Source organism: Azospirillum sp. VT-I1, assembly GCF_055698305.1.
On record NZ_CP168802.1, the window covers coordinates 612,656 to 635,534 of the forward strand.

General features: G+C 70.3%; 19 protein-coding genes and 1 pseudogene. 11 read left to right on the forward strand and 9 right to left on the reverse strand.

All coding sequences use genetic code 11. The annotated features are described in order from the left end of the window. Nucleotides 1-9: 9 nt before the first annotated feature. From AB8P05_RS16735 to AB8P05_RS16775, 9 genes and pseudogenes are all read left to right on the forward strand, one after another. The gene (locus AB8P05_RS16735; protein WP_472759412.1) at nt 10-492 is read left to right on the forward strand and encodes a GreA/GreB family elongation factor; all 483 of its coding nucleotides are present in this window, start codon (nt 10-12) and stop codon (nt 490-492) included. Nucleotides 493-677: 185 nt separating this feature from the next. Beyond that, nucleotides 678-1,895 carry an ATP-dependent DNA helicase gene (locus tag AB8P05_RS16740; protein WP_472759413.1) on the forward strand — a complete coding sequence of 406 codons (1,218 nt, stop codon included), beginning with the start codon at nt 678-680 and terminating at the stop codon, nt 1,893-1,895. A 116-nt stretch (nt 1,896-2,011) separates the two neighbouring features. Beyond that, nucleotides 2,012-3,086: pseudogene (locus AB8P05_RS16745) on the forward strand (YeiH family protein). Between the two features lie 197 nt (nt 3,087-3,283). Next, a complete protein-coding gene (locus AB8P05_RS16750) occupies nt 3,284-3,652 on the forward strand; it encodes an HPF/RaiA family ribosome-associated protein (protein ID WP_472759414.1) in 369 nt (122 codons plus the stop codon). A 266-nt stretch (nt 3,653-3,918) separates the two neighbouring features. After that, nucleotides 3,919-4,530: a helix-turn-helix domain-containing protein gene (locus AB8P05_RS16755; protein ID WP_472759415.1), complete on the forward strand. Its 612-nt coding sequence runs from the start codon at nt 3,919-3,921 to the stop codon at nt 4,528-4,530. A 17-nt stretch (nt 4,531-4,547) separates the two neighbouring features. After that, nucleotides 4,548-5,114 (forward strand): alpha/beta hydrolase fold domain-containing protein, encoded by a 567-nt coding sequence (locus tag AB8P05_RS16760; RefSeq protein WP_472759416.1) that lies wholly within the window; start codon nt 4,548-4,550, stop codon nt 5,112-5,114. After that, nucleotides 5,008-5,532, forward strand: coding sequence for an alpha/beta hydrolase fold domain-containing protein (locus tag AB8P05_RS16765; RefSeq protein ID WP_472759417.1), 525 nt, complete (start codon nt 5,008-5,010; stop codon nt 5,530-5,532). Before AB8P05_RS16760 ends, AB8P05_RS16765 begins: the two co-directional genes overlap by 107 nt. A gap of 41 nt (nt 5,533-5,573) precedes the next feature. Then, a complete protein-coding gene (copM, locus tag AB8P05_RS16770; protein ID WP_472759418.1) occupies nt 5,574-6,092 on the forward strand; it encodes a CopM family metallochaperone in 519 nt (172 codons plus the stop codon). 90 nt (nt 6,093-6,182) lie between these two features. Beyond that, nucleotides 6,183-6,989, forward strand: coding sequence for an alpha/beta fold hydrolase (locus tag AB8P05_RS16775; protein WP_472759419.1), 807 nt, complete (start codon nt 6,183-6,185; stop codon nt 6,987-6,989). Nucleotides 6,990-7,013: 24 nt separating this feature from the next. On the opposite strand, the gene AB8P05_RS16780 is transcribed toward AB8P05_RS16775, so the two are convergent. Together AB8P05_RS16780 and AB8P05_RS16785 are read right to left on the reverse strand one after the other, a co-directional pair. Then, on the reverse strand, nt 7,014-12,128 hold the full coding sequence (locus tag AB8P05_RS16780; protein ID WP_472759420.1) for a trifunctional serine/threonine-protein kinase/ATP-binding protein/sensor histidine kinase: 5,115 nt from the start codon (nt 12,126-12,128) through the stop codon (nt 7,014-7,016). A gap of 156 nt (nt 12,129-12,284) precedes the next feature. Next, on the reverse strand, nt 12,285-12,671 hold the full coding sequence (locus tag AB8P05_RS16785) for a response regulator transcription factor (RefSeq protein ID WP_455173568.1): 387 nt from the start codon (nt 12,669-12,671) through the stop codon (nt 12,285-12,287). Between the two features lie 315 nt (nt 12,672-12,986). On the opposite strand from AB8P05_RS16785, the gene AB8P05_RS16790 reads away from it, so the two are divergent. Both AB8P05_RS16790 and AB8P05_RS16795 read left to right on the forward strand, forming a co-directional pair. After that, nucleotides 12,987-13,643, forward strand: coding sequence for a response regulator transcription factor (locus tag AB8P05_RS16790; protein ID WP_472759421.1), 657 nt, complete (start codon nt 12,987-12,989; stop codon nt 13,641-13,643). A gap of 294 nt (nt 13,644-13,937) precedes the next feature. Further along, nucleotides 13,938-14,894 carry a helix-turn-helix domain-containing protein gene (locus AB8P05_RS16795; RefSeq protein ID WP_472759422.1) on the forward strand — a complete coding sequence of 319 codons (957 nt, stop codon included), beginning with the start codon at nt 13,938-13,940 and terminating at the stop codon, nt 14,892-14,894. A gap of 29 nt (nt 14,895-14,923) precedes the next feature. Here AB8P05_RS16795 and AB8P05_RS16800 read toward each other — a convergent pair whose 3' ends face one another. The 7 genes from AB8P05_RS16800 to AB8P05_RS16830 form a co-directional block, all read right to left on the reverse strand. Beyond that, complete coding sequence (locus tag AB8P05_RS16800; RefSeq protein ID WP_472759423.1) at nt 14,924-16,156, reverse strand: YbfB/YjiJ family MFS transporter; 1,233 nt, start codon at nt 16,154-16,156, stop codon at nt 14,924-14,926. Between the two features lie 88 nt (nt 16,157-16,244). Next, nucleotides 16,245-16,799, reverse strand: a complete 555-nt coding sequence (locus tag AB8P05_RS16805) for a TetR/AcrR family transcriptional regulator (RefSeq protein ID WP_472759424.1) — start codon at nt 16,797-16,799, stop codon at nt 16,245-16,247. A gap of 112 nt (nt 16,800-16,911) precedes the next feature. After that, nucleotides 16,912-17,460 carry a helix-turn-helix domain-containing protein gene (locus AB8P05_RS16810; RefSeq protein WP_472759425.1) on the reverse strand — a complete coding sequence of 183 codons (549 nt, stop codon included), beginning with the start codon at nt 17,458-17,460 and terminating at the stop codon, nt 16,912-16,914. A 123-nt stretch (nt 17,461-17,583) separates the two neighbouring features. Continuing rightward, a complete protein-coding gene (locus tag AB8P05_RS16815) occupies nt 17,584-18,699 on the reverse strand; it encodes an FAD binding domain-containing protein (protein ID WP_472759426.1) in 1,116 nt (371 codons plus the stop codon). A 26-nt stretch (nt 18,700-18,725) separates the two neighbouring features. Beyond that, nucleotides 18,726-21,005 carry a xanthine dehydrogenase family protein molybdopterin-binding subunit gene (locus AB8P05_RS16820; protein WP_472759427.1) on the reverse strand — a complete coding sequence of 760 codons (2,280 nt, stop codon included), beginning with the start codon at nt 21,003-21,005 and terminating at the stop codon, nt 18,726-18,728. Continuing rightward, a complete protein-coding gene (locus tag AB8P05_RS16825) occupies nt 21,002-21,493 on the reverse strand; it encodes a (2Fe-2S)-binding protein (protein WP_472759428.1) in 492 nt (163 codons plus the stop codon). The genes AB8P05_RS16820 and AB8P05_RS16825 overlap by 4 nt, the downstream gene beginning before the upstream one ends. Beyond that, the gene (locus AB8P05_RS16830; RefSeq protein WP_472759429.1) at nt 21,490-22,824 is read right to left on the reverse strand and encodes a c-type cytochrome; all 1,335 of its coding nucleotides are present in this window, start codon (nt 22,822-22,824) and stop codon (nt 21,490-21,492) included. Before AB8P05_RS16830 ends, AB8P05_RS16825 begins: the two co-directional genes overlap by 4 nt. Between the last annotated feature and the right edge of the window lie 55 nt (nt 22,825-22,879).

Genomic DNA, 22,879 nt, shown 5'->3' on the forward strand with positions numbered 1-22,879 from the left:
GGCGCCGCCATGAGCCGGGCCTTCGTCAAGGAAAGCGATGCCGAAACCGAGGGGCCGCTGCCGCAGGTCAGCGGTCCCCTGCATGTGTCCGCCGCCACCGTCGCCGCCTGGCAGGAGGAGCTTGCGGCGGCCGATGCCGATGTCGCGAGACTGCGCGGTTCCGATGCGCCGGAGGACCGGCAGGCGATGAGCAGCGCCAAGCGGCGCGCCGACCTGCTGCGCGCCCGGCTGGCCGCCGCCGTGGTCATGCGTCCGGCCGGCCCGGCGGAAGAGGCCGGCTTCGGCTCCGTCGTCGTCGCCGAGGATGAGACCGGCCGGAGATGGACATTCACGCTGGTTGGCGGCGAGGAGGCCGATCCCGCCGCCGGCCGGATCAGCTGGCAATCCCCGTTGGGTGAGGCGCTGACCGGCGGTCGGTTGGGCGACGTGGTGGAATGGCCGCGCCGGAACGGCGCGCTGTCGCTTCGGATCCTTTCAGTGTCGGCATCCTGAATCCGGCGATCAAGCGACGACGCTGCGCTTCGAAAGCCCTTCTCCCGCAGGGGGAGAGGGGCTTTCGCGGCGAACCGCATCCAAATGTGATTGCACTGTGTTAAGGCGGATCGCTACTGGACCGCGGGCAGCCGGGCGGGCTACTGTGCCGGCTTGATTCATGGTTTGATCCTGGTTTGGACCCGATGCAATCCGACACCCCGACCGACGAGCAGAACCGCGCCATCCAGGCGATCGACGCTTGGTACATGGACGATAAGGCGCCGCAGGTCTTCTGGCTCGCCGGGGAGGCCGGAACGGGAAAGAGCAAGACCACCGCCTTCGTGCTGGAGCATCTGCAGGACCGCCGCCGGCTGAGCGATTACGTGGTCGGCGCGCCGACCGGCAAGGCCGCGCAGGTTCTGCGCCAGAAGGGGATCGAAGGGGCGGCGACCCTGCATTCGCTGCTCTACGCCCCGCGCAAGGACGGCGACACCGGCGAGCTGTTCTTCGCCCGCCGCAGCGACGGCCCGATGGCCGATGCCGACCTGATCGTCTGCGACGAGGGGTCGATGATCGGCGACGACGTGGCCCGCGACCTGCTGCGCACCGGCAAGAAGATCCTGGTGATCGCCGACGATTACCAGCTGCCACCGGTCTCCGGCCAGGGACTGTTCACCAGCGGCGAGCCCGATTTCCGCCTGACCGAGCCGCACCGCACCGCGCGGGAAAGCCCGGTGATTCGGCTCGCCCACCTGCTGCGCCGGCAGGAGATGCCACGCCGTTTCGGCGCCGTCGGCAAGGTCCATGTCCTGCCTCTGGAACGCAGCACCCAGTCGCTGGTGATGCGCCCCTCGTCGCAGGCGATCTGCGGCACCCACCGCGTCCGCACCACCTACACCAAGCGGATGCGTTCGCTGCTCGGCCACGAGTCGGTGATGCCGCAGGCGGGGGAGCGCGTCATCTGCCGGCGCAACCAGAAGGACGAGGGGCTGTACAACGGCATGATCGGCGCGCTGACCCGCCCGGCGGCCGAGGCCCAGGGCCGCGACGCCGGCCTGTGGTCGCTCGGCGTGCAGATGGAGGACGAGGTGCGGTCGCGCGGCAAGCTGATCGTCCATCCCTGGATGTTCCAGGCCCATTATACCGAGGGCATGGTCCAGCCGCGGGTGGGTAAGGACATCCAGCTCTATGACTGGGCCTGGCTGATCACCTGCCACGCGGCCCAAGGGTCGGAGTTTCCGTCGGTCACGGTGGTGGACGATTCCGCCGCCTTCCGGGAACACCGCTGGCGCTGGCTCTACACGGCGGTCACCCGGTCGCGCGACGAGCTGGTGCTTCTGCTGCGCAACGCCGCGCTCGGCGGGCCGTGGCAACTGCCGGATTTCGAGGATTGCCTGCCGGACCGAGCGGGCGCTCGATAAGTTGAAGTGATCGAACGCATCATTTCTTTGCGTTGGATGTGATCGGTCGTGGTCTCCATAGTCCCTGTATCGAAGCGGCCCCGCCCCCTGCGGCACCGCCTTTGGAGACCCCTTCCATGCCCCCTGACGCCATGGCACCCGCAAGGCCGGTGCCGGGACGCTCCGTCCTTTCCCAAATCCGCACCGTTCTGCCCGGCGTCGCCCTGTGCGCCGCGGTCACAGCACTTGCCTTCGCCGCCGGCTGGGGAGGCGCGGCTGTTCGGCGAGCCCTGGATCGAGGCGCTGGTGCTGGCGATCCTGATCGGCACCGCGCTGCGCACCATGTGGACTCCGTTGACGCTCTGGCGGCCGGGCATCGCCTTTTCCGCCAAGGTCCTGCTGGAGGTGGCGGTCGTGCTGCTCGGCGCGACGGTCAGCGCCGCCACCATCCTGTCGGCGGGACCGGCGCTTCTGTTCGGCATCGCCGCGGTGGTCCTGGTGGCGGTGGCGGCGGGGTTCGGGATCGGACGGCTGCTCGGCCTGCCGCCGCGCATGGCGCTGCTGGTGGCCTGCGGCAACGCCATCTGCGGCAACTCGGCCATCGCCGCGGTGGCGCCGGTGATCAATGCGCACAGCGACGACGTCGCCGCCTCCATCGCCTTCACCGCCGTGCTGGGGGTGGCCGTCGTGCTGGGGCTGCCGCTGATCGGCCTGGGGCTGCAACTGAGCGGAGTGCAGTACGGCGCGCTGGCGGGGCTGACCGTCTATGCCGTGCCGCAGGTGATCGCCGCCGCCGCCCCGCTGGGCACCACGGCGGTGCAGGTCGGCACGCTGGTCAAGCTGGTGCGCGTGCTTATGCTGGGGCCGGTGTGCCTGATTTTGTCGCTGCTGGCGCCGAGGCTCGACGGGACTACGCGCGGCGCCCGCCGCCCTGGGACGCCGCCGGTCCATCATCTGGTGCCGTGGTTCATCCAGGGCTTCCTGGCGATGATCGCCCTGCGGTCCCTCGACCTGATCCCGCAGGCGGCCCTGGCGCCGATGGGGCATGCGGCGACCTTGCTGACCGTGGTGTCGATGGCGGCGCTCGGGCTGGGGGTCGATGTGCGGACGGTGGCGCGGGCGGGGGGACGGGTGACCGCGGCGGTCGTCCTCTGCCTTCTCATGCTGGGTGCGGTCAGCCTTGGCCTGATCCATGCGATCGGCCTGACCTGAAAACGGGCGGGAGTCTACATCCGGCAACCGACGGCCGCATTGACCCAGATTAATGCATGATTCTGCCGATGTGCGATCCTGGCCTCATCAAGTCCCCGCCACCCCAAGAGCCCTTCAGCGGCACCGGGGTCGGCGCCGGGCCCCGCGGGAGAGCGGCCGTCCAGGCCGGTCCCGCGCGCCGAACAAGGAGTATGGACATGCGTCAACCGTTGCAGATCGCCTTCCGCAACATCGACCCGTCTCCCGCCCTGGAGCATCTGATCCGCGAGCATGCCGAAAAGCTCGACCGTTTCTTCGGCCGCATCCTGTCCAAGCGTGTGGTCTTCGAGGTTCCGCACCGCCACCAGCATCAGGGCAAGCAGTTCACCGTCCAGGTCGCCCTGACCGTCCCCGGAGAGGAACTGGTCGTTCACAGCGACAAGTCCGGCGGTCATGGCCACGAAACCGCCGATGCGGCCATCCGCGATGCCTTCGACGCCGCCCGCCGTGTGCTGGAACGCTTCGCCGAGCGGCACCGGAACGAGGTGAAGTCCCACGCTCCGACCCCCGACGCCGCCCTGCCGTAACGGCCGCGTCCGTCCCATCCGCGTCGATCCGCCCAGCGCCACGCCCGTCCGACCATCCCGGACGGGCGTGGCGTTTTTGTCGTTGGGATCACTGCAGCACAATATACAAGCAGAAAAAGTTATTTTGTGGGTTCTATCCAATAAAATAACACAAAACGACGTCAATACCCTACTTGATAAATAGGCAAACCTGGTGTTCAATCATACCGACTCCCGTCGGGCGCGGTCCGTGTCGCCCGTCATTCCTGTTGCAGGAGCATGAACCCATGACGATCGGCAGCGCCGCGCAAACCGCCCCTCAAACGTCTCCCCATGCGTCCATCGACCAGATGGTCGGGGTGATCGGCGACAATCTGCGCGGCTTCCGCCGCCGCCAGGGACTGTCGGTGGACGGGCTGGCGCAGCTGTCCGGAACGGACCCGGCGCTGCTGACCGCCATTGAGGAGGGGCGCCACCGCCCCGACATCGGCACCTTGTGGACGGTCGCCAAGGCGCTGGACCTGTCCTTCTCCAGCCTGATCAGTTCCGGCGGCGACGCCGGGACCACGGTGATCCGGCGGGCGGAGCAGCGCAGCCTGACCTCCCGTGACGGCCGTTTCACCTCGCGCGCGCTGTTCCCGCTGAAGGGCGAGCGGCAGGTGGAGTTCTACGAGCTTCGCCTGTCGCCCGGCGCCGACGAGTCCTCCGACGGCCATTCCTCCGGCACGGTCGAGAACATCCTGGTCGGCCGCGGCCAAGTCGAGATCACCACCGCCGACGGCGAGCACCGGCTGGAGGAAGGCGACTCGATCCTGTTCGAGGCCGACGTTCCCCACCGCTACCGCAACGCCGGCGATGGCGAGGCGGTGCTGTATCTCGTGATGTCCTACATCCTGTGAGGCTGGGGAGATCTCGGATGCCCGACACCCTGCTGCCGCTTCACCGCGACCTGCTCGACCCCCAGGTCGCCGAACTGGGCGAACTGGCCGCCCGCGCCGGGCTGGTGGCGGCCGACCCGCTGCGCCTGCCGCTGGCCGAGGCGCGCGCCGCGGCGGAACGCTATCACCTCTTCCTCAACGGCCCGGCGCTGCCGGCCGATGTGCGGGAGGTCGAGGCCGCCGGCCCCGCCGGTCCGCTGCGCCTGCGCCTGATCCGGCCGCCTACCACCGATGGTCTCCGTGCTGCCGATCCCCTGCCGGTGCTGATCTATTTCCACGGCGGCGGCTTCGTCCTGAACTCCATCGACACCCACGACCGGCTGCTGCGGCTGCTCGCCCGGCACAGCGGTGTCGTGGTCTGCGCCGTCGCCTACGGCCTCGCCCCGGAACGGCGCTTTCCCCATCAGCGGGGAGGCGCTGGCCGCCCTGCGCTGGGTGGTGAGGCATGGCGCCGGCCAGGGGCTGGACCCGGAGCGGATCGCCGTCGGCGGCGACTCGGCGGGGGCCAATCTCGCGCTCGGGCTGGCGCTCGACGCGCGGGATGAACCCGGACCGCCGCTGTCCTTCGGCATGCTGCTCTACGGCATGTTCGCCCATGATTTCGACACGGAGTCGCACCGGCTGTTCGGCGACGGACGCTATGGCCTGACGACGGAGCGGATGCGCTGGTACTGGCGGCAGTATCTCGGCCATGGCGGGATCACCCGCGACCCGGCCGCCGCCCCGCTGCTCGCCGATCTGCAGGGACTGCCGCCGCTGCATGTGGCGGCCGCCGGGCTGGACTGCCTGCGCGACGACAGCCTGCGCCTCGCCCGGCGGCTGGAGGCGGCGCGGATCCCGCACCGTCTGGTGCTGCACGACACGCTTCCCCATTCCTTCGCCAGCATGACCCGCCATGTCCGGAAGGCGGAAGCGGCGGTTGTCCAGGCTGCGGAGGAGGTCCGCCTTCACCTGTCGCGGTGAACCACCCTTCGGATGGGCTGTTGTCTGCTTGAGGCGCCTGCATGCAGCGGGGCGTCGATGCCAAGGGAGAGCAGACCATGACGACCACCCGATGCCGCCGTGTCCTGGCACCTTGCGCCGCGGCGCTGGCTCTGATCGCCGGCACCGCCCTGGCCCAGCCAGCCAGTCAGTCCAGTGGCCAGCCCGGACATGACCGCACGCAGGGCCACGCCCAAGGTCATGCCATGCCCCCCGATCACCTGCCGCAGGACCAGTTGACCAGGGACCCGGCCTCGCACGCCTATATGGACGGCATGCGCAAGATGAACCGCGAGATGCGCAAGCCGATGACCGGCGACCCCGACCAGGATTTCGCGCGCATGATGCTGCCCCACCACCGCGGGGCCGTCGACATGGCGAAGGTGCAGCTGAAATACGGCAAGGATCCCGAACTCCGGGCCATGGCCCAGAAGATCGTCGACGACCAGACCCGGGAGATCGGGCAGCTGCAGGACTGGCTGAAACGGCACCCGGCCAAAGCGGCACAGAATGAAGGGGCTGCTGCGAGCGCGCCGAAATGAGGTGAGTCCCGCCGGACGAGACGTTCCTGCTTGCGCGTGCGATGCACAGTATGGTTGCATTCGTAATCGTCTTGAGCAGGCCATCCGAAGATGATCGAAAGCGGCAGCGCGGTCCTGGAACGCCACAACGTCACCGTCGTCGGGTCGGTTGAGGAGACGATGGTTCTCATTCCCGGATTCGGCACCGACCAGTCCGCCTGGCGCCATATCGTGGATGCCTTCAAGGATCGCTGCCGCATCGTGCTGTTCGATCTGGCGGGGGTGGGACCGGCCAACCAGATCCACTACGATCACGCCCGCTACGGCACGCTGGACGCCTACGCCCGCGACGTGGTCGCGGTCCTCGGCGCCCTGAAGGTGGAGCGCTGCGTCTGCGTCGGCCATTCGGTCGCGGGCATGGTGGCGGCGCTTGCCTCGGTCAAGGCCCCCTATCAGTTCCGCAAGCTGGTCCTGGTGGGGGCGTCGGCCTGCTACCGCAACACCGGCGGCTATCGCGGCGGCTTCGAGCCGGCGGACATCGACGGCCTGATCGACGGCGCCACCCGCGATTACCTGCGCTGGACCGCACAGTTCGGACAGATGGTGGTGTCCGCCCCGGCGGAGGATCCGACCGTGCAGGAATTCGTCGCCGCGCTGAGGGCGATGCGTCCGGACATGGCCCTGTCGCTGCTGCTGACCATCCTGCAGAGCGACCTGCGCAGCCGTCTGCCGGAGGTGACGGTGCCGGCGGTCATCCTCCAGACCCGCGAGGACTCCGCGGTTACCCGTGAAGCGGCGGAGTATCTGCACGACCATCTGTCAGGCAGCGTCCTGGAGGTGCTCGACGCATCCGGACATCTGCCGCACATGTCGGCGCCGGGGACGGTGATCGACGCGCTGAACCGCCACGTGCCGTAAGGCAAGGCTTGCCCGGCGGGATCGTCACCCTGCGACGGGCAGGGTGAAGGTGAACCGGCTGCCGCCGCCATCCCCGCCGCCGCTCCCGCTGTCCGCCGACAGCGACCCGCCATGGGCGGACATGACCGAGCGGCAGATGGACAGGCCCATCCCCATGCCGCTGTCCTTGGTGGTGAAGAAGGGATCGAAGATCCGTGCCAGGATGTCGGCGGAAATGCCGCTGCCGGTGTCGGCGACGCTGACCGCGATCACGCCGTCCGTCACCCGGCTCTCCACAAGAAGCTCGCGCTGTCCGCCATGGCCGGCCATCGAATCCAGCGCGTTGGTGACGAGGTTCAGCACTACCTGCTGCAGCTGGGTGCGGTCGCCCCGCACCTGGACGCCGCCGCTGCGCAGGTCGGCGGTCAGGCGGACGCCGCGCTTGCCGATCTCATCGGCGGTCAGGGTCAGCACCTCCTCCACCAGGGGATCGACGGACAGCGGCTCCAGCACCAGGGGCGCCTGCTTCGCGAGCGACCGCAGCGCGCGCAGGATGTCGGCGACGCGCAGGCCGGCGGTGCGGATGTCCTCCAGGTTCGACAGGGCTTCCGCCACGTCTGGGGTCGCGGCCTTCAGCCAACGCAGGCTGGCCCCGGCGCTGGCGACGATGCCGGCGAGCGGCTGGCTGATCTCGTGGGTGATGGAGGCCGCCAGTTCCCCCATGACCGTCAGGTGGCTCGCCCGCGCCAGATCGGCGCGCGCGACGCGAAGCGCCGCCTCCATCTCCTGGCGGCGGCGGTTCTCCAGCATCAGGTCGGTGTAAAGCCGGGCCGCCTCCAGCGCATTCGCCGCCTGCGGGGCCAGCACCTCCAGCATCGCCGCCTTGCGCGGGGTGAAGACGTTCAGCGCAAGATCGTTTTCCAGATAAAGGACGCCGACCAGCCGGCCCTGCTTGACCAGCGGCTGGCAAAGGAAGGAACCCGCCGTTCCGCCGGCCGTCGCCGCATCGCCGGAGGAAAGCGTCCGCCGGGTGCGCAGCACGGTGTGCAGGACGGCAGCCGGCACCTGATCCTCCGCCGAGACGTCGGCGGCCAGCCGCACCACGATGTCGCTGTCGATCACGGTCGCGGTCGCCTCCACCCGCGGTTCGTCCCCGCGCATCAGCAGCAGGGCGCCGCGTCGGGCGCCGGCATGGACGATCATGTCGACCATCAGCCGTTCGACCAGCCGGTCCAGCAGGATCTCCTCCGACAGGGCATGGGCGGTCTTCAGCACCAGCTCCATGTCCGGATGCTCGATGCCCTGGCGGGCCTCGGCGGGTCCTTCGGCGGCCAGGAAGGGAAATTCCGCCTCCAGCCCCCTCGCCTTGGCCAGCGCCCCCCAGCGCCGGTAGGAGGCCAGCGCCAGCCTCAGCTGGTCGCGGGCAGCGTAGCCGAGCTGCAGCGACAGGGCATGCCGGCCGGCCAGCTCATGGGCCAGCGCCTGCTCGTGGGAGAAGCCGGCGGCGGCCGCCGCGGCCGCGGATTCGTCGTAGAGCCGCATCGCCTCGACATCGCGGCCCTCCAGCCTTGCCGTCTCCGCATCGACCAGGGCCAGCTTGTTGCGGAAGGTCAGGGGGTTGATGCCGGCCCACAGGGCCAGCCTCCGCCGGCACTGCGCCACCTCCTCCCGTGCCGCCGCAGGATCCTCACCGCGGTCCCGGCCGGGGGCCTGGCCGGGGTCCTGACTGTGCAGCACGGCGTTGTAGAAGGTCAGCTCCCCGACGGAGATGTGGGCCGGCGCGGCCCAGGTCATGCCGAAGGCCGGTGTCAGGTTGGCCCGCGCCAGGGCGAAGTCGCGGTGGTACAGGGCGGCCTGTCCGCGCAGTTGCCAGGTCCAGAAATACAGCGCCGCCATCGGCGTGCGGCTTGGCGCTGTCGACGGATCTTCGAAGGCGGCCTCCCAGGCGCCCACCGTCCGGCCCGCATCCTCCTGCAGCGACAGCACATAGTCGCGCTGGGTCGACATCAGATCGACGATGTCGTCGAATCCCGCATCCCGCGCGATGGCGATCAGCGGATCGGTCTCCTCCCGCACCGCGGACAGCCGCTCCCCCATCGCCAGCAGGTCGGAGACGATATGATTGCAGCTGTAGCAGAGCATGCGCAGCTCGGCGCAGCGGTGTCCGACCCTCTTGGCCTCGCGCACTTGCGCAAGGCCGTAGGACAGCGGCTGCGTCCAGGGGCCAACCTGGTCCAGCGCCACCAGGACCGGGGTGCGATAGCGCTCGAAGCCGTGGCGGTCCACCATCTCCATTGCTGCGGAGGCGAAGGCGAACCCTTCCTCGTACTTGTCGAAAACGGTGGCGAGCGACACGCCGAACCACGCGATCCCCTGGGCCGAGGCGGCGGTCACGCCATGCGTCAGCGTCAGCTCCACCATCCTCGCGAAGTGAAGGTGCAGCAGGTCCCCCGCCGGGTAGAAGAAGGCCGCCTCCAGCGCGGTCAGCAGCGCCATGGCGGCTTCCATCCGCGGATTGTCCATCCGCGGCAGGTCGGCCAGGGCCGAGACCGGCCGGTCGTCCAGCAGGCGCATGATCCGGTCGTAGGCGGCGGCGACCGCCCCCGGCGGCGGGTCGGTGGGCAGGTCGATCCCCAGAAGCGCCAGCCCCTCCAGCGCCACCCGCACCGCACCGCGGAAGTCCGACGCCACGGTCAGCCGCGCCGCCTTCAGCCGGTAGGCCTCGGCACCGTCGATGGCGCCGTCCGCATGGCGGAACAGCCTGCCGATGGCGCGGTCCGCCCCGGCGGCGTCGCCGCTCGCCAGCAGGCATTCGGCCGTCAGCACCCCGGCCCGCCATGCCAGCGGATAGGAGCGGGTCCAGCGCTCCTCCCCCAGGATGCGGTCGGCTCCCGCCAGATATGTCAGCGCCTGTCCGGGGGCGGCGGAGGCCACCGCCTGGACCGCGGCGTCGATCAGGGTGCCGGCGAAATCCCCGGTCCGCCCGGCGCGCAGCGGGGCGTCGAGCGACAGCTCGATCTGTGCGGCGATCCGGAACAGCTCCTCCGGGCCGCGGTCGGGCCACAGATCGAGCATGGCCGAGGCGATGGCCGCATGCTGTGCCGGCCGCTCCTCCGCCGGCGTCAGCCCGTAGGCCGCCTCCTGTACGCGGTCATGCACCAGCGCCCAGCCGCCGGCCTCCCCGCGCAGCACCAGCCCCGCCGCCGCCGCGGGGGCGAGCGCCGCCTCCATTGCGGTGGAGGGCAGCCCGGCTACGGATGCCAGCAGCCGGTCGTCGGCGCCGTTGCCGATGCAGGCGAGCAGCCGTAGCGCGTTCCGGCCGGCGGCCGGCAGGCGGCGCAGCCGGGCGACCAGCAGGTCGGTGACGGTGTCGCCGCCCGGCAGCAGGGCCGCCGCGCCGGCCGTCCAGGTCCAGGCCGAACGGCCGGCGTCGTAGCGCAGCGTCCCATCGTCCGCCAGCGTGCGAAGAAGCTGCAGGATGTGCAGCGGGTTGCCGCCGGTCCTCTTGCCGATCAGCCGCAGGAACTCCTCCGCCCGGTCCACCGGCTCGTCCAGCACCGTCCCGACCAGGGCGGCGGTCGCCTGCGGCCCGATCGGCGGCAGGGCGATCCATGACGGCGCTGCGGCACCGTCGTGCACCGTCGACAGGAAGCCGCGGAAGCCCGGCCTGATGTCCGCGCGGGTATCCCGGTAGGCGGCGACCGCCATCACCCCCGGCGGCGGGCTGTCGGCGACGGCGCGGATGAAGGCCAGCGTCGCGTCGTCGGCCCATTGCAGGTCGTCCAGGAACAGCACCACCGGCGCACCGGGGCGGGCGAAGGTCTGCAGGACGCCGGTCAGCATGCGGCGGATGCGCAGCGGCTGCCGGCTGGACGGATCGTCCGGCGCGTGGACGGCCGGCCCGGTCACCGGCTCGAACTCCGGCAGCAGGTGGAGGAGCAGCGCCAGCTGCCCTTCCAGCCGTTCGGCCAGCCGGCCGCGCAACTCCTCCAATTCCTCCAGCGGGCCGGCGACCAGCCCGGCCGCCAGCCGGCGCAGGGCCTGGAGCACGGGGGCATAGGGAACGGCGGGCTGATACTGGTCGGTCTTGCCGGCGGCGATGCGGGCGTCCGCCGGCAGCCGCCGCCGCATGAAGTCGGCGACCAGCGCCGATTTGCCCGATCCTGGGGCGCCGCCGACGAAGACCAGCTGCCCCGCACCGCCCGCCGCGGTGCGGCGATAGGCTTCGTCCAGACGGCCGAGTTCCTCCTCCCGTCCCAGCAGGGAGCCGGGCGGCGCCAGCCGGCGGACGCGGTCGGCCCGCGCCAGTTCGAAGGCAGGGACGTGGCGATGGGCGGTCCACTCGCGCAGGCAGCGCTTCAGGTCGTCGGCCAGCGATGCCGCAGTCTGGTAACGGTCGTCGGGCGCTTTGGCGATCAGCTTCAGGATCAGCGCGTCCACCATCGGCGGAACGTCCGGCCGCAGGCTGCTGGGCGATGGGGGCCGCACCGCCATGTGGGCGTGCAGCCATTGCGCGGCGGATTCGCCCGACAGCGGCAGGCGGCCGGTCAGCAGGCCGAACAGCACGATCCCCAGCGCGTAGAGGTCGCTGCGCTCGTCGCCCGGCCGGCCTTCCGGTCCGGCCGTTTCCGGCGCGGTGTAGGCGGTGGGCCGGCGTCCGGCATCGCTCCCGGCGGCAGGGTCCACCGGCCCCGCCTCGAAGCCGGTCAGGCGGACCCTTCCGTCGGGGCCGAGGATCAGCGCCTGCGGGGTCAGGGCGCCATGCAGCAGATGGTGCCGGTGGGCCTCGGCCAGCGACGTTGCGGCTTGGGCGGCGATCTCCAGAAACCAGGCGAGCGGCGGCCGGTCGGTGCCTGACGCATAGAGGGCGGACAGGGGCTGCCCGCCGTCGTCGGGGTAGAGCAGCACCGGCCCGTCGCGGGTCAGCCGCAGGTCGGCCGGGACCAGCGCCCAGTCCCTGTCCAACAGGGATTTCAGGCTCAGCTCATGGTCCATCTGCCGGCCGGCGGCTTCGTTGGCCCAGCCGGTCCGCGCCGCCAGCCAGCTGGTCCCGTCGGCCCCGGTCAGCCGCAGCAGGCTGCGGTTCCCGTCGCCGGCCAGCAGTTCGGGCCGCGCGTCGTCCAGCCACTCCGCAGCCGGCGCCGCGGCTCGGGCTGGCACAGGCGTTTCCCTGTCCCGGAGAGGATCGATACCCGATGCCATCGGACCTGCCGGCTGAGTGGAATGAGGACTGGAATCGGTGATACATCAGTCGTCGGCGGCCTCATAACCGCCAAACGGCTTATGACATCTCCCGAAAGGCGTGGGCGCCGCACGTCAGGACGCCGCGGTTTCCTTCAGGATCCGGTGCAGAATGGCCTGGAGGTCGTCGGGATCGACGGGCTTCTCCAGGAACATGCGCGCACCTGCCGCCATCGCCCGGTCGCGGATCCGCGGGTCCGGGAAGGCCGTCAGCAGAAGCACCGGCATTGACGGCATCCGGGCCTTGACGGCGACCTGCAGGTCGAGCCCGCTCATTCCCGGCATGGTGATGTCGGAAATCAGGCAGCCGATGCCGTCGGCCGGTGCGTCCAGAAAATCCTCTGCACAGGCGAACAGCGAGATGCGATAGCCGAAGGAGCGGATCAGGCTGCCCAGGCTGTTGCGGACGATGGGGTCGTCCTCGACGATCGCGATGGTCGCGCTGGCGGGGGCCGGTTGCATGGCGGCTAGCGGCCGGCATCCCCAGCCGGACAGGCTGCGGCAGGCAGGGAAGGGAAGGGACGGCTCGAAGCGCTCATGACAGCGGCCTTGCTGACGGGGGAAAATACTCCCTTCAATATGGGCGACCTTGTCGGCCGGCAGAACCATACGTCCACGAGATGGCTGCGAACCTTGGATGGGGGCACCCCATACCAAAGGTTAGGTGCCGCGGGTGGGGGCGCGGTTCATCATGGGGCGCCCCTTCGCACGCCATCCGGACCGCCGGCTGCCCGGGCGTTGGAATTCTGACGCCGCAACAGCGAGTGACCGAAGACCATGCAATCCGCAACGGCCGGCCGGCCGGCCGAGCAGAGCCCGCAGGACCGCAGGATCGTGCTGATCGTCGATGACGATCCGCTGCTGCGCTCGTCGCTCGACAGCCTGTTCCGCTCGGTCGGGCTGGAAACCCGTCTGTTCGCCTCGGCTCAGGACGTGATGGACGCCCAGCTTTCCGACGCGACCTGCTGCATCGTGACCGACATCCGCATGCCGCGGATGAGCGGGCTGGAGTTCCAGGCCCAGCTGAACGCCCGCGGCATCCGCGTGCCGATCATCTTCATCACCGGCCACGGCGACATCCCGATGTCGGTCAAGGCGATGAAGGCGGGCGCCTTCGACTTCATGACCAAGCCGTTCCGTGACCAGGAGATGCTGGACGCGGTGGAGGCGGCGCTGACCCGCGACGGCGAGCGGCGAAGCCAGGACCGGGTGCTGGCCGACGGCCGCGCCCGCTACGACAGCCTGACCCCGCGCGAGAAGGAGGTGATGGCGGGGGTGACCCGCGGCCTTCTGAACAAGCAGGTGGCGGCCGAGTTGGGCATCAGCGAGATTACCGTGAAGCTTCACCGTTCCAGCCTGATGAAGAAGCTGGGGGTGCGGGCGGTTGCCGACCTCGTGCGGCTGGCGGAAGCGCTTGGCCTCAACCGCGGCTGAGACAACGCCGGACCGGCATGCAGGGGGCTTGACGAGGCTTGCCCGTATCTTGCTAATTTAGTTCCGTCTCGGCGGACGGTTTAAGTCGACGGGTAAGAACCTAAACCAAGGTCTAGGGGCGTTCTACCTAAACACTGCCGCGGTTTATCTGTGTCTAGTGGTGTGCGGCATGCCGCCGCGCCTACCCTGTGTGCAGGCAAGTCGGGCGGACAAACGTCCGTTCCGGCATGGCTCACCCGCCGGCCTTCCGGATGACGGAAGCGGCAGCCTGCACGCAAGCCCACGGAGACACCCATGGCCACGGCCTTTCAGAGCAATCTCCATCTGAGCTACGTCCCGATGCCGGAAAAGCCCGAGGTGCTGGTCCTGCGGTCGCCCCGTGGAACGGTGGGGGTCGCGCGGGTCCGTTGCCAGAGCGGCGGCATCGGCCGCTTCCGCAGCCCGGACCCGGAGGACGCCTTCCTGGTCAGCCATCACCTGTCGAACTTCCGGTCCGACGTCTGGGTCGACGGCGTGCCGGTCGAAAAGCCCGGCAACATCGCGGGGCTGACCACCATCCATGATTACCGACGCAGCATCGACTGCCACATGCATTCGGCCTTCGACACGCTGACCTTCCATCTTCCCCTCTCGCTGCTGGAAAGCGTCTGCCCGGATGTCCGCGGCAGCCGGCTGGAGGATCTGGCGATCGAGCCCAGCCGACCGGTGAAGGATCCGACGATCACGGCGCTGGCCTCCGCCATGCTGCCGGCGCTGGCCTTCCCGGAGCAGGTCAGTCTGCTGTTCCACGACCATCTCTGCTCGGCGCTGGCAACCCATCTGGTCACCGCCTATGGCCGCACGAATGAAGTGAGGAGCGGCGGAACGCTGGCGCCCTGGCAGGAAAGGCGGGTGAAGGAGATGATCGCCGCCAACCTTGACGGGGAAATCCGGCTGGCCGACCTTGCCGCCGAATGCCGGCTGTCGGTCGGCCATTTCGTCCGCGCCTTCCGGCGCACCGCCAACACCACCCCCTATCAATGGCTGCTGCAGCGGCGGATCGACCATGCCAAGACGCTGATGCGCGAAGGATCGCACACGCTGGCCGACGTGGCGCTGGCCTGCGGCTTCGCCGACCAGAGCCATTTCACCCGCACCTTCAGCCGCCTCGTCGGCGTCTCCCCCCGCGCCTGGCGGCAGCGCAACGCCGCCGCCGATGCGATGCCGAAGGCTCCGGCACTCTGCCTGATGGCGGGGGCGTCGAATGCCTGAGCCTGCCGGCACCGCACGGAAGCCCTCGATCAGGCGCCATGCCTTGGATGGCGGCGGGCGTTGACGAGGATGTCGGCACCCAACGCGATGGTCAGGGCGACAGTGCCGCACAGGAAGACCGCGGCATAGCTTTCCCCGCTGTGGGAGAACAGATAGGAATAGCCATAACCACCCAGCGCCTGGAACAGGGCGAAAGCGGTGGTGGCCCGGCTCCAGGCCGCGCGCTGTTCCGTCTGGCTGTACGGCAGAAGTTCGTGAATGCGGCCCAATACCAGAGGAACCACACCCGGTGTCAGGGCGCCGACGATCACCGTTGCAATTCCCACCACCAGCGGATGTCCGCTGATCGCCAGGACGGCCACGGCAGCGGCCTGCAGAAGCAGGGCGATGCGATAGGCCGCGGCATAGCCGATGCGGTCGGCCATCGAACCGGCGGCGACGGGGCCGGCCACCGATGCCAAGCCGTAGAGCACCCAATAGAGGGCGCCGACCTCCGCACCTTGATGCAGGCCGCGGGCGACATAATCGACCAGCAGCAACATCACCGGCACCAGCCCCAGCGCGTTGAGCGCGTACTCGCCGTAGAGCGTGCGCAGGATGCCACCCTCATGCCTCGGTGCGTGCGCCACCGGCGGTGTGGCAACGCCCTGCGGCGGGACCGAGGGCGGCCATCCGAACCAGGACAGGGCGGTCAGCAGAAGCGACAGCCCCCCGAGCCCCAGCCATGCTTCTTGCAGCCCCAGCCGCATCAGCGCCGGAACGGCGGTACCCGACGCCGCGATCCCCAGCCCGATGCCCAAGAAGATCATGCCGCTGACGAAGCCGCGCCGTGAAGCCGGGATATGGGGCAGGATGCTGGTCGCGACCAGAACCATGATGGCGCCGCCGGCCAGTCCGGAGACGAAGCGCCACCCGAAGAACCATCCGAGCGACAGAGGATAGGCGCAGGCGATGAAGGCGAGCGAGGTCGCCAGCATCAGCAGCCTCAGCAGTGCGCGGTTCGGCAGCAGCCCGGCCAGCGGCCGGCCGAGCAGGGCGCCCGCCAGATAGCCGGCGAAGTTCGCCGCCCCCAGCGTCACCGCATCGGCGGCGGAAAACCAATGGGCTCCGATCAACGACGGCACCAGGGGCGTATAGGCGAAGCGCGCCAGTCCGATGGCGACGAGGCTTCCCGCCATGCCGGCGAGAGTGGCCATCCAGGCAGTCCGATCCAAGCGCTCTTTCGGGCGCTCCTCAATGGCGGTTGCGGATACCGTGCTCATGGTCGTGAGTCCCTGTTGACGGCGCCGCAACTGCGGCCCGCCCGGTTGACCGGGAGAAATGGGGAAGGAGACGACGGGTGCGCGGCGGTCAGGAGTCCGGCATCTCCGGCAAACCCAGGCTGGCCAGCGCGGCACGCGCCGCCCCTTCCAGCAGGCTGCGTTCCGGGCGGATGCGGGCCAGGACCCGAATGCCCAGAAGGCAGGAGAAAAGCAGGCGGGCTGCATCGTCGGCATCGATGCCGGCGCCGATCTGGCCGCTTTGCCGCCCCTTGACGATGCAGCGGCGGAAGAAGTCCTCGATGGTCGTGAGTTCCGCATTCAGGAATTCGCGCATGTGCGAATTTTCCGGCGTGACTTCCAGGGCGGAATTGACCAGCAGGCAGCCGCGTCGGCACCCGTCGCCGAGCGATCGCTCGATGCTCTCCCGCAGGAAGCCGGCGATGGCGGCTGCCGGGTTTGCCGCGGACTCGTGCCGGGCGATGCGTGACCGCAGAGACCCGTTCAGGTAATGCTCCAAGGCGCGACGGAACAGGGCCTGCTTGTCGCCGAACGCATTGTGGATGCTGGCGAGCGTCATCTGCATGCTTTCCGCCAGCTCACGGGTGGAGGTGGCTTCGTAGCCCTGGGTCCAGAAGCGATCCACGGCTGCGTCCAGTACCGCCGTCTCATCGAATTTCCGTGGCCGCGGCATTGGTCCCGCCTTTCGATCCTTGTTTTAGATCATGTGATCTAAAATAGACGGGCCAGCCCGGCGGTCAAGGAGGATTGTTGCCGCGCAAACGCCGCTCTGCCTTGCGCCAACGCAGCGGTGTCTGGCCGACCGTCCGGCCGAACAGGCGCGTCAGGTGGGCCTGATCGGAAAATCCGCAGGCGAAGGCGATCTGGCAGAGCGGCTCGTCGGTTTCCAGCATCAGGCGCTGGGCCAAGCGTATCCGCCGCCCGATGATGTAGGAGTGGGGCGTCTCGCCGGTGCTGGCCTTGAAAGCGTCGGTGAAGCGTCCGCTGCTGAGCCCGGCGAGTGCGGCCAGCGTCTCCACCTTGATCGGCAACGCGATGTTGGCCTCGATATGCCCGGTCACCTGCCGGAGCTGCCACGCGGCCAGACCGCCGCCGGGCAGCCTTTTCGCCATGGCCCCGTCCACTCGGTCGCGCCGGTCCGGGAGCAGGGAGGCGAGCCTGTCCAGGCAGAGCCGCGCGCCGTCCGGGTCATGGTCCAGCACCGCGAGCGCGCGGGTCACCAGCGTGGCGATCGTCCGGTCGTCGGCAATGGAATCCCGGTCGGGCAGGCTGGCGGGCTGAAGCATCGGGTGACTCCTGCATGGAACGGTATGCAAGGAATCTGGATCGGGTGGGGCGCCGCTGAATCGGACGCTCGGTTCGTCCGCCCCCAGCCATGGCCTTACGGCCGCCATCCCTTGGTATGGTGTTCACTCCATCATAGCGCCCAGGCGGCGCCCATAGGCGGCGATGGCGGCGCCGGCGGGGTGGCGTTCCTCGTGATAGGCCTGCAGGGCGGCCTCCACCTCGCCGTGGGCCGACAGCTGCCGTACAAGCGCCATGGCGTCGCCCGCCGCTTTGGCCACGCCCATGGCAGTGTGTGGGCGCACGACGAAGGCGGCGTCCCCCAGCAGGGCCACCCGGCCCTTCGCCATGGCCGGCGCCTCGTAATCGAAGATGGCCTGCAGGAAGGGGCGGGGCTCCGCCGCGACCGCCGCCGCGAAGGGGGGCGGCAGCAGTTCCGCCGCGTCCCGTCGCAGCCGGTCGGCGGCCGCCTGCGGCACCTGGCCCGGCGCCAGCGAGAAGGGATGGCGGCGACCGTCCGCATCCGTCAGCACTGCCGGCAGATCGGCCGCCTCCACCCGTCGGTACCAGACCCAGTTGTAGCGCCTCGCCCCGACCTCCATTTCCGCAGCCGGGCCGGTCACCAGATAGCCCAGCGTATGGGACCGCGGCATGTCGTAGAAGGCGAAGCGGTCCAGCAGGATGGCGGATTCGGCCGGCAGGGCGCGTTCCGGCACCAGCCCGCGCCAAGCGACATAGCCGGCGTAGCCGTTGGCGGACTGCTTGCCCACAACGGCGCAGCGGACGATGGAGCCCAGACCGTCGGCGCCGATGACCAGATCGGCGTCCTCCCGGCTGCCGTCGTCGAAGCGCAGGCCGGCGGACGTGTCATCCTGCTCCACCCCCAGGACGGTGCGGCCGAGCGCATAGGACTCGTCCGGCACCTTGCTGCGCATCGTGGCATACAGATGGTCCCAGGAGATCTGCATCTGCGGCGTTGCCTGCCGGTGGCGGATTTCGCCGGCGCGGTCGAGGAAGATGCGCTCGTGGGCGACGACGCCGACATGGGCCACATGCTCGCATCCCACGGCGCGCAGCAGGGCGAACAGCTCGCGCTGTCCGACCAGCCCGGCGCCGCGGCCGGCGAGCCCGCCGCCGGAGCGTTCATAGAGGCGGACGTCGTGCCCCTCCTGCCGCAGCAGGGCGGCGGCGAACAGGCCGCCGACGGAACCGCCGACGATCCTCACACGCAAGGTCTTCATGGCTTTTTCCTTCGTATAACGCCCGATCAAATGGGACCGAGCGCGGCCTTGAGCCGTTCGGGGCCGAGCGGCATGTCGCGCAGGCGCACGCCGGTGGCGTCGGCGATGGCGTTGGCCAGGGCGGCGGCGGATGGACCCTGCGCCGCTTCGGCGGTGCCGAGGAAGGGCGCGCCGGGGCGGTCCATCACCACCACCTCGACCGAGCCCGGCACGCTGTCGAAGCGCAGGATCGGGTAGCTGCTCCAGTCGAAGCTGGCGCGGCGGTCGGCGGCGAAGCGCACCGCCTCATGCCCGGTCCAGCTCAGCGACTGCACCAGCCCGCCCTCGATCTGGTTGCGCACGCCGTCGGGGTTGGCGGGCTGGCCGCAATCGACCGCGGCGACGGCGCGGCGGACCAGCGTCCGTCCGGTCTCGCGGTCGATCTCCACCTCCATCGCCACCGCGCAATAGGCACCCAGATTCTTGTAGCGGGCGAAGGCCATGCCGCAGCCGCGCCGGCCGTCGCCTTTCGGTCTTTCCCGCCAGCCGAAGCGGTCGGCCGCCGCCTGCATCACGTCGCGCGCCCGCTCGTCCTTCATATGGTCGAGGCGGATCGCCAGCGGGTCGATGCCGGCCCCGGCCGCCAGCTCGTCCAGCATGCTTTCGATGGAAAAGACGTTCAGATGCGCGCCCAGCGACCGCAGGGCGGAGACGCGCGCCGGCATGTCCTTCAGGAAATGATAGACGACATGGGTGTTGGCGAAGCTGTAGAGCGGGTTGGAGTTGCGGCTGCCGTCGCCTTCCGGCATCGGGATCGGCTTGCCTTCCGGGGCGGGAAAGGGCGGATCGGCCTCCCCGCCGGCCAGCACGCCGCCGGCCCCGACCGGCCGGTTGTTGTGCGGGTTGCTCCAGACCGCATGGCGCCACGAGACGATGCGGTTGTCGGCGCCCAGCGACGCCTCCAGCTCCGTCATCATGCCGGGGCCGAGCGGTTCCCAGCCGAACTCCTGCTCGCGCATCCATTGCAGGCGGATCGGCCGTCCGGGCAGTGCCCTGGCGATGACCGCCGCGTCCGCCGCGACGTCGTCGGCGCCGTTCTGGCCGTAGCAGCCGGCACCCTCGGCATGGATGGCATGGACCTTCTCCGGCGGCAGGCCGAGCAGTTCGGCGACCACGCGATGCACGTCGAAGGTGCCCTGGCTGTGGGTCCAGACCGTCATCGTGCCGTCCACATACTGCGCGATGGCGCAGGACGGACCGATGGAGCCATGGCTGATCCAGGGGCGGGTGTAGCGCGCCTTGACGGTGCGTACTGCCGGACCCGCGGGTTCGCCGGTGTCCATGATCGGGATGTCGCGGGCCGGCAGCGCCTTCAGTGTCGCCGCGACGGCGTCGCCGGTGCCGTCAGCCGGCAGCGGGGCAGGCAAAGGCGATTGCGAGCGGGCATAGGCCGCCCGCTGCAGGTGGCGCAGAGCCTGGATCGCCGTCCATTGCCGTTCCGCCACCACAGCCAGGAAACCGCCCTGCCGGACGACCTTCACCACGCCCGGCATGCGGGCGACGGCGTCCAGGTCGGGCGACAGCAGGCTGGTGCCGACGCTCGGACCGCGGACGACGCGGGCATGCAGCATGCCGGGCAGCCGCATGTCGTGCAGATAGGCGGCACCGCCGGTCAGCTTCGCCGGAATATCCACCCGCGGCAGCGCCCGGCCCAGCGTGCGGTAGTCCGACGGCCGGCGCAGCGGCGCGTCGGGAACGGCCTGCACATGCAGCGACAGCCGTGCCGCGACCTCGCCATAGGGCAGGGACCGGCCGTCCGGCGCCCGCAGCCTGCCGTCGCCGCCGGTGGTCACCCGGTCGGCCGGCAGTCCCCAGCCCCGCGCCGCCTCGGCGGCCAGCAGCATGCGCACATTGGCGGCGGCGTTCTGGATCGCGGTGCCGCTGTCCTGCATCGAATGGCTGCCGGCAGTCAGCCCCTCGTCCGGCGTGCGTTCGGTGTCGGCGGTGACCAGGGTGACGGCGGCGGGCGGGACGTCCAGCTCCTCCGCCGCGACCTGGGTCAGCGCGGTGCGGATGCCCTGGCCCAGCTCCACCTTGCCGGTGAAGACGGTGACCCGGCCGTCGGCGTCGATGCGGATCCAGGCGTCGAGCCAGGGGGTGGATTTCAGGCTGCCCTTCAGGTCGGGCGCCACGACGGCCGGGCCGGCGCCGCCCTCGCCGCCGCCGGCAAGCTGGGCGAAGGCCCTGGGCGCGAGGGCGAAGGACACCACCAGGGCGCCGCCGGTCAGGAAGCCGCGGCGGGAGAGGGGCGGCAGGACGGGGCTCATGGCCGCACCTCCTGCGCCGACTGGACGCCCTTGCGCATGGCGACGGCGCGGCGGATCGCCCGCAGGATGCGCATGTGGGTGCCGCAACGGCAGAGGTTGGTCTGCATGTGGGCGCGGATCTGCGCCTCGTCCGGATCGGGATTGCGGTCCAGCAGGGCCTGGGCGCGCATCAGCATTCCGGCGATGCAGTAGCCGCACTGGGCCGCCTGTTCCTTCTCGAACGCCTGCTGCAGCAGGCCGGGGGCGTCGGCGCTGCCCAACCCCTCCACCGTGCGGATGCGGCGGCCGGCGACGGCGCCGACCGGCGTCAGGCAGGAGAAGGCGGGCTTGCCGTCGATATGGACGGTGCAGGCGCCGCATTGGCCGAGCCCGCAGCCGTACTTGGCCCCGTTCAGTTCCAGGTCGTCGCGCAGCACATAGAGCAGCGGCGTGGCCGGGTCGATGTCCAGCGCATGGTCGGCGCCGTTGACGGTGATGGTGACGGTCATGGCTGGGACTCCTCCTTGCGGACCGTGGCGGATGCCGCCTCCAGCGAGGTCCAGGCCGGGCGGTCGCTGAAGCGGGTTCGCAGATAGGCGGCGAGGTCGGCGACCTGCGCGTCGGTCAGGCTGGCGGCGAAGGGCGGCATCGTCGGGCCGGCCGGCCCGGTGGGCGGATGGATGCCCTGCAGGATGGTGCGGATCGCGTTGTCGGGCTGGTCGAGCTGCAGGGCGGTCACCGTCGACAGGCCGGGACGGCCCTGGGTCATCATCGGCGCGCCGCCCTCGTGGCAGCCGGCGCAGGCCCCGGCGAACAGGGTGGCACCGGCGGGATTGGCCCTGGCCGCTTCATCGGCACGGTCGGGAGGAAGGGGAGCGGCCGTGTTCGCCGCGGCACCGGCGCGGTCTGCCGACAGCGAGGCGATGTATCTGGCGATGGCGCGCACATCGGCTTCCGGCGCGCGGGACAGACCGTGCACCACCGGACCCATCGGCCCGGCGGCGGCACCATGGCGGCCGTCCACGCCGGTGCGCAGATAGGTGTACAGGCTGTCCGCCGTCCACGGCACGGCGGCCGGGCTGGAGCCGTTCAGCGCCGGCGCCACCCATCCCTCTGCCACGCCGCCGGAATAGGCGCCGTCGCCCGTCTTCTCGGCGCCGGCCAGGTTGCGCGGGCTGTGGCAGCTGCTGCAATGGCCCAGCCCCTCGGCCAGATAGGCGCCGCGGTTCCACTCCGCATCGCGGTCCGGCCGCGGCGTGAACTCCTCCTGGTGCAGGAACAGCAGCTTCCAGCCGGCCAGCAGCGGGCGGAAGCCCAGCGGGAAGAGCAGGTCGTTCGCCTTGGCCGGCGCCGCGACCGCCGGGCGGGTCATCAGGAAGGCGTAGATCGCATCCAGGTCGCCGTCATGCACCCGGCGGTAATGGTCGTAGGGCAGGGCCGGGTAAAGATGGTGGCCGTCGCGCGACACCCCGTCGCGCATGGCCCGCTTGAAGGCTTCCTTCGACCAGCCGCCGATGCCGGTCTCCGGGTCCGGCGTGATGTTGGTGGAATAGAGCGTGCCGAACGGCGTCGCCAAGGCCCGGCCGCCGGCATAGGCGGCGCCCCCGTCGGCGGTGTGGCAGACGATGCAGTCGCCGATGGTGGCGAGCGTGGCGCCGCGGGACACCAGCTCCGCCGGGAAGTCGGCGGCCTTGGGCGTGGGAACGGTGGGCAGACCGCTCCGGTGGGCGATGCCCAGGAACACGCCGGCGCCGACTAGGCACGCCAGGGCGCCGCCGGCCACCCATCTGCCTGCCGACCATCTGCCTACCGCCCCTCGGGCCCATCGGTTTGGTTTCATGCTGCACCTCCTCTGAACCGCCGCAAGCAAGGTCGGCGGGCGGACAAGTCCAGGG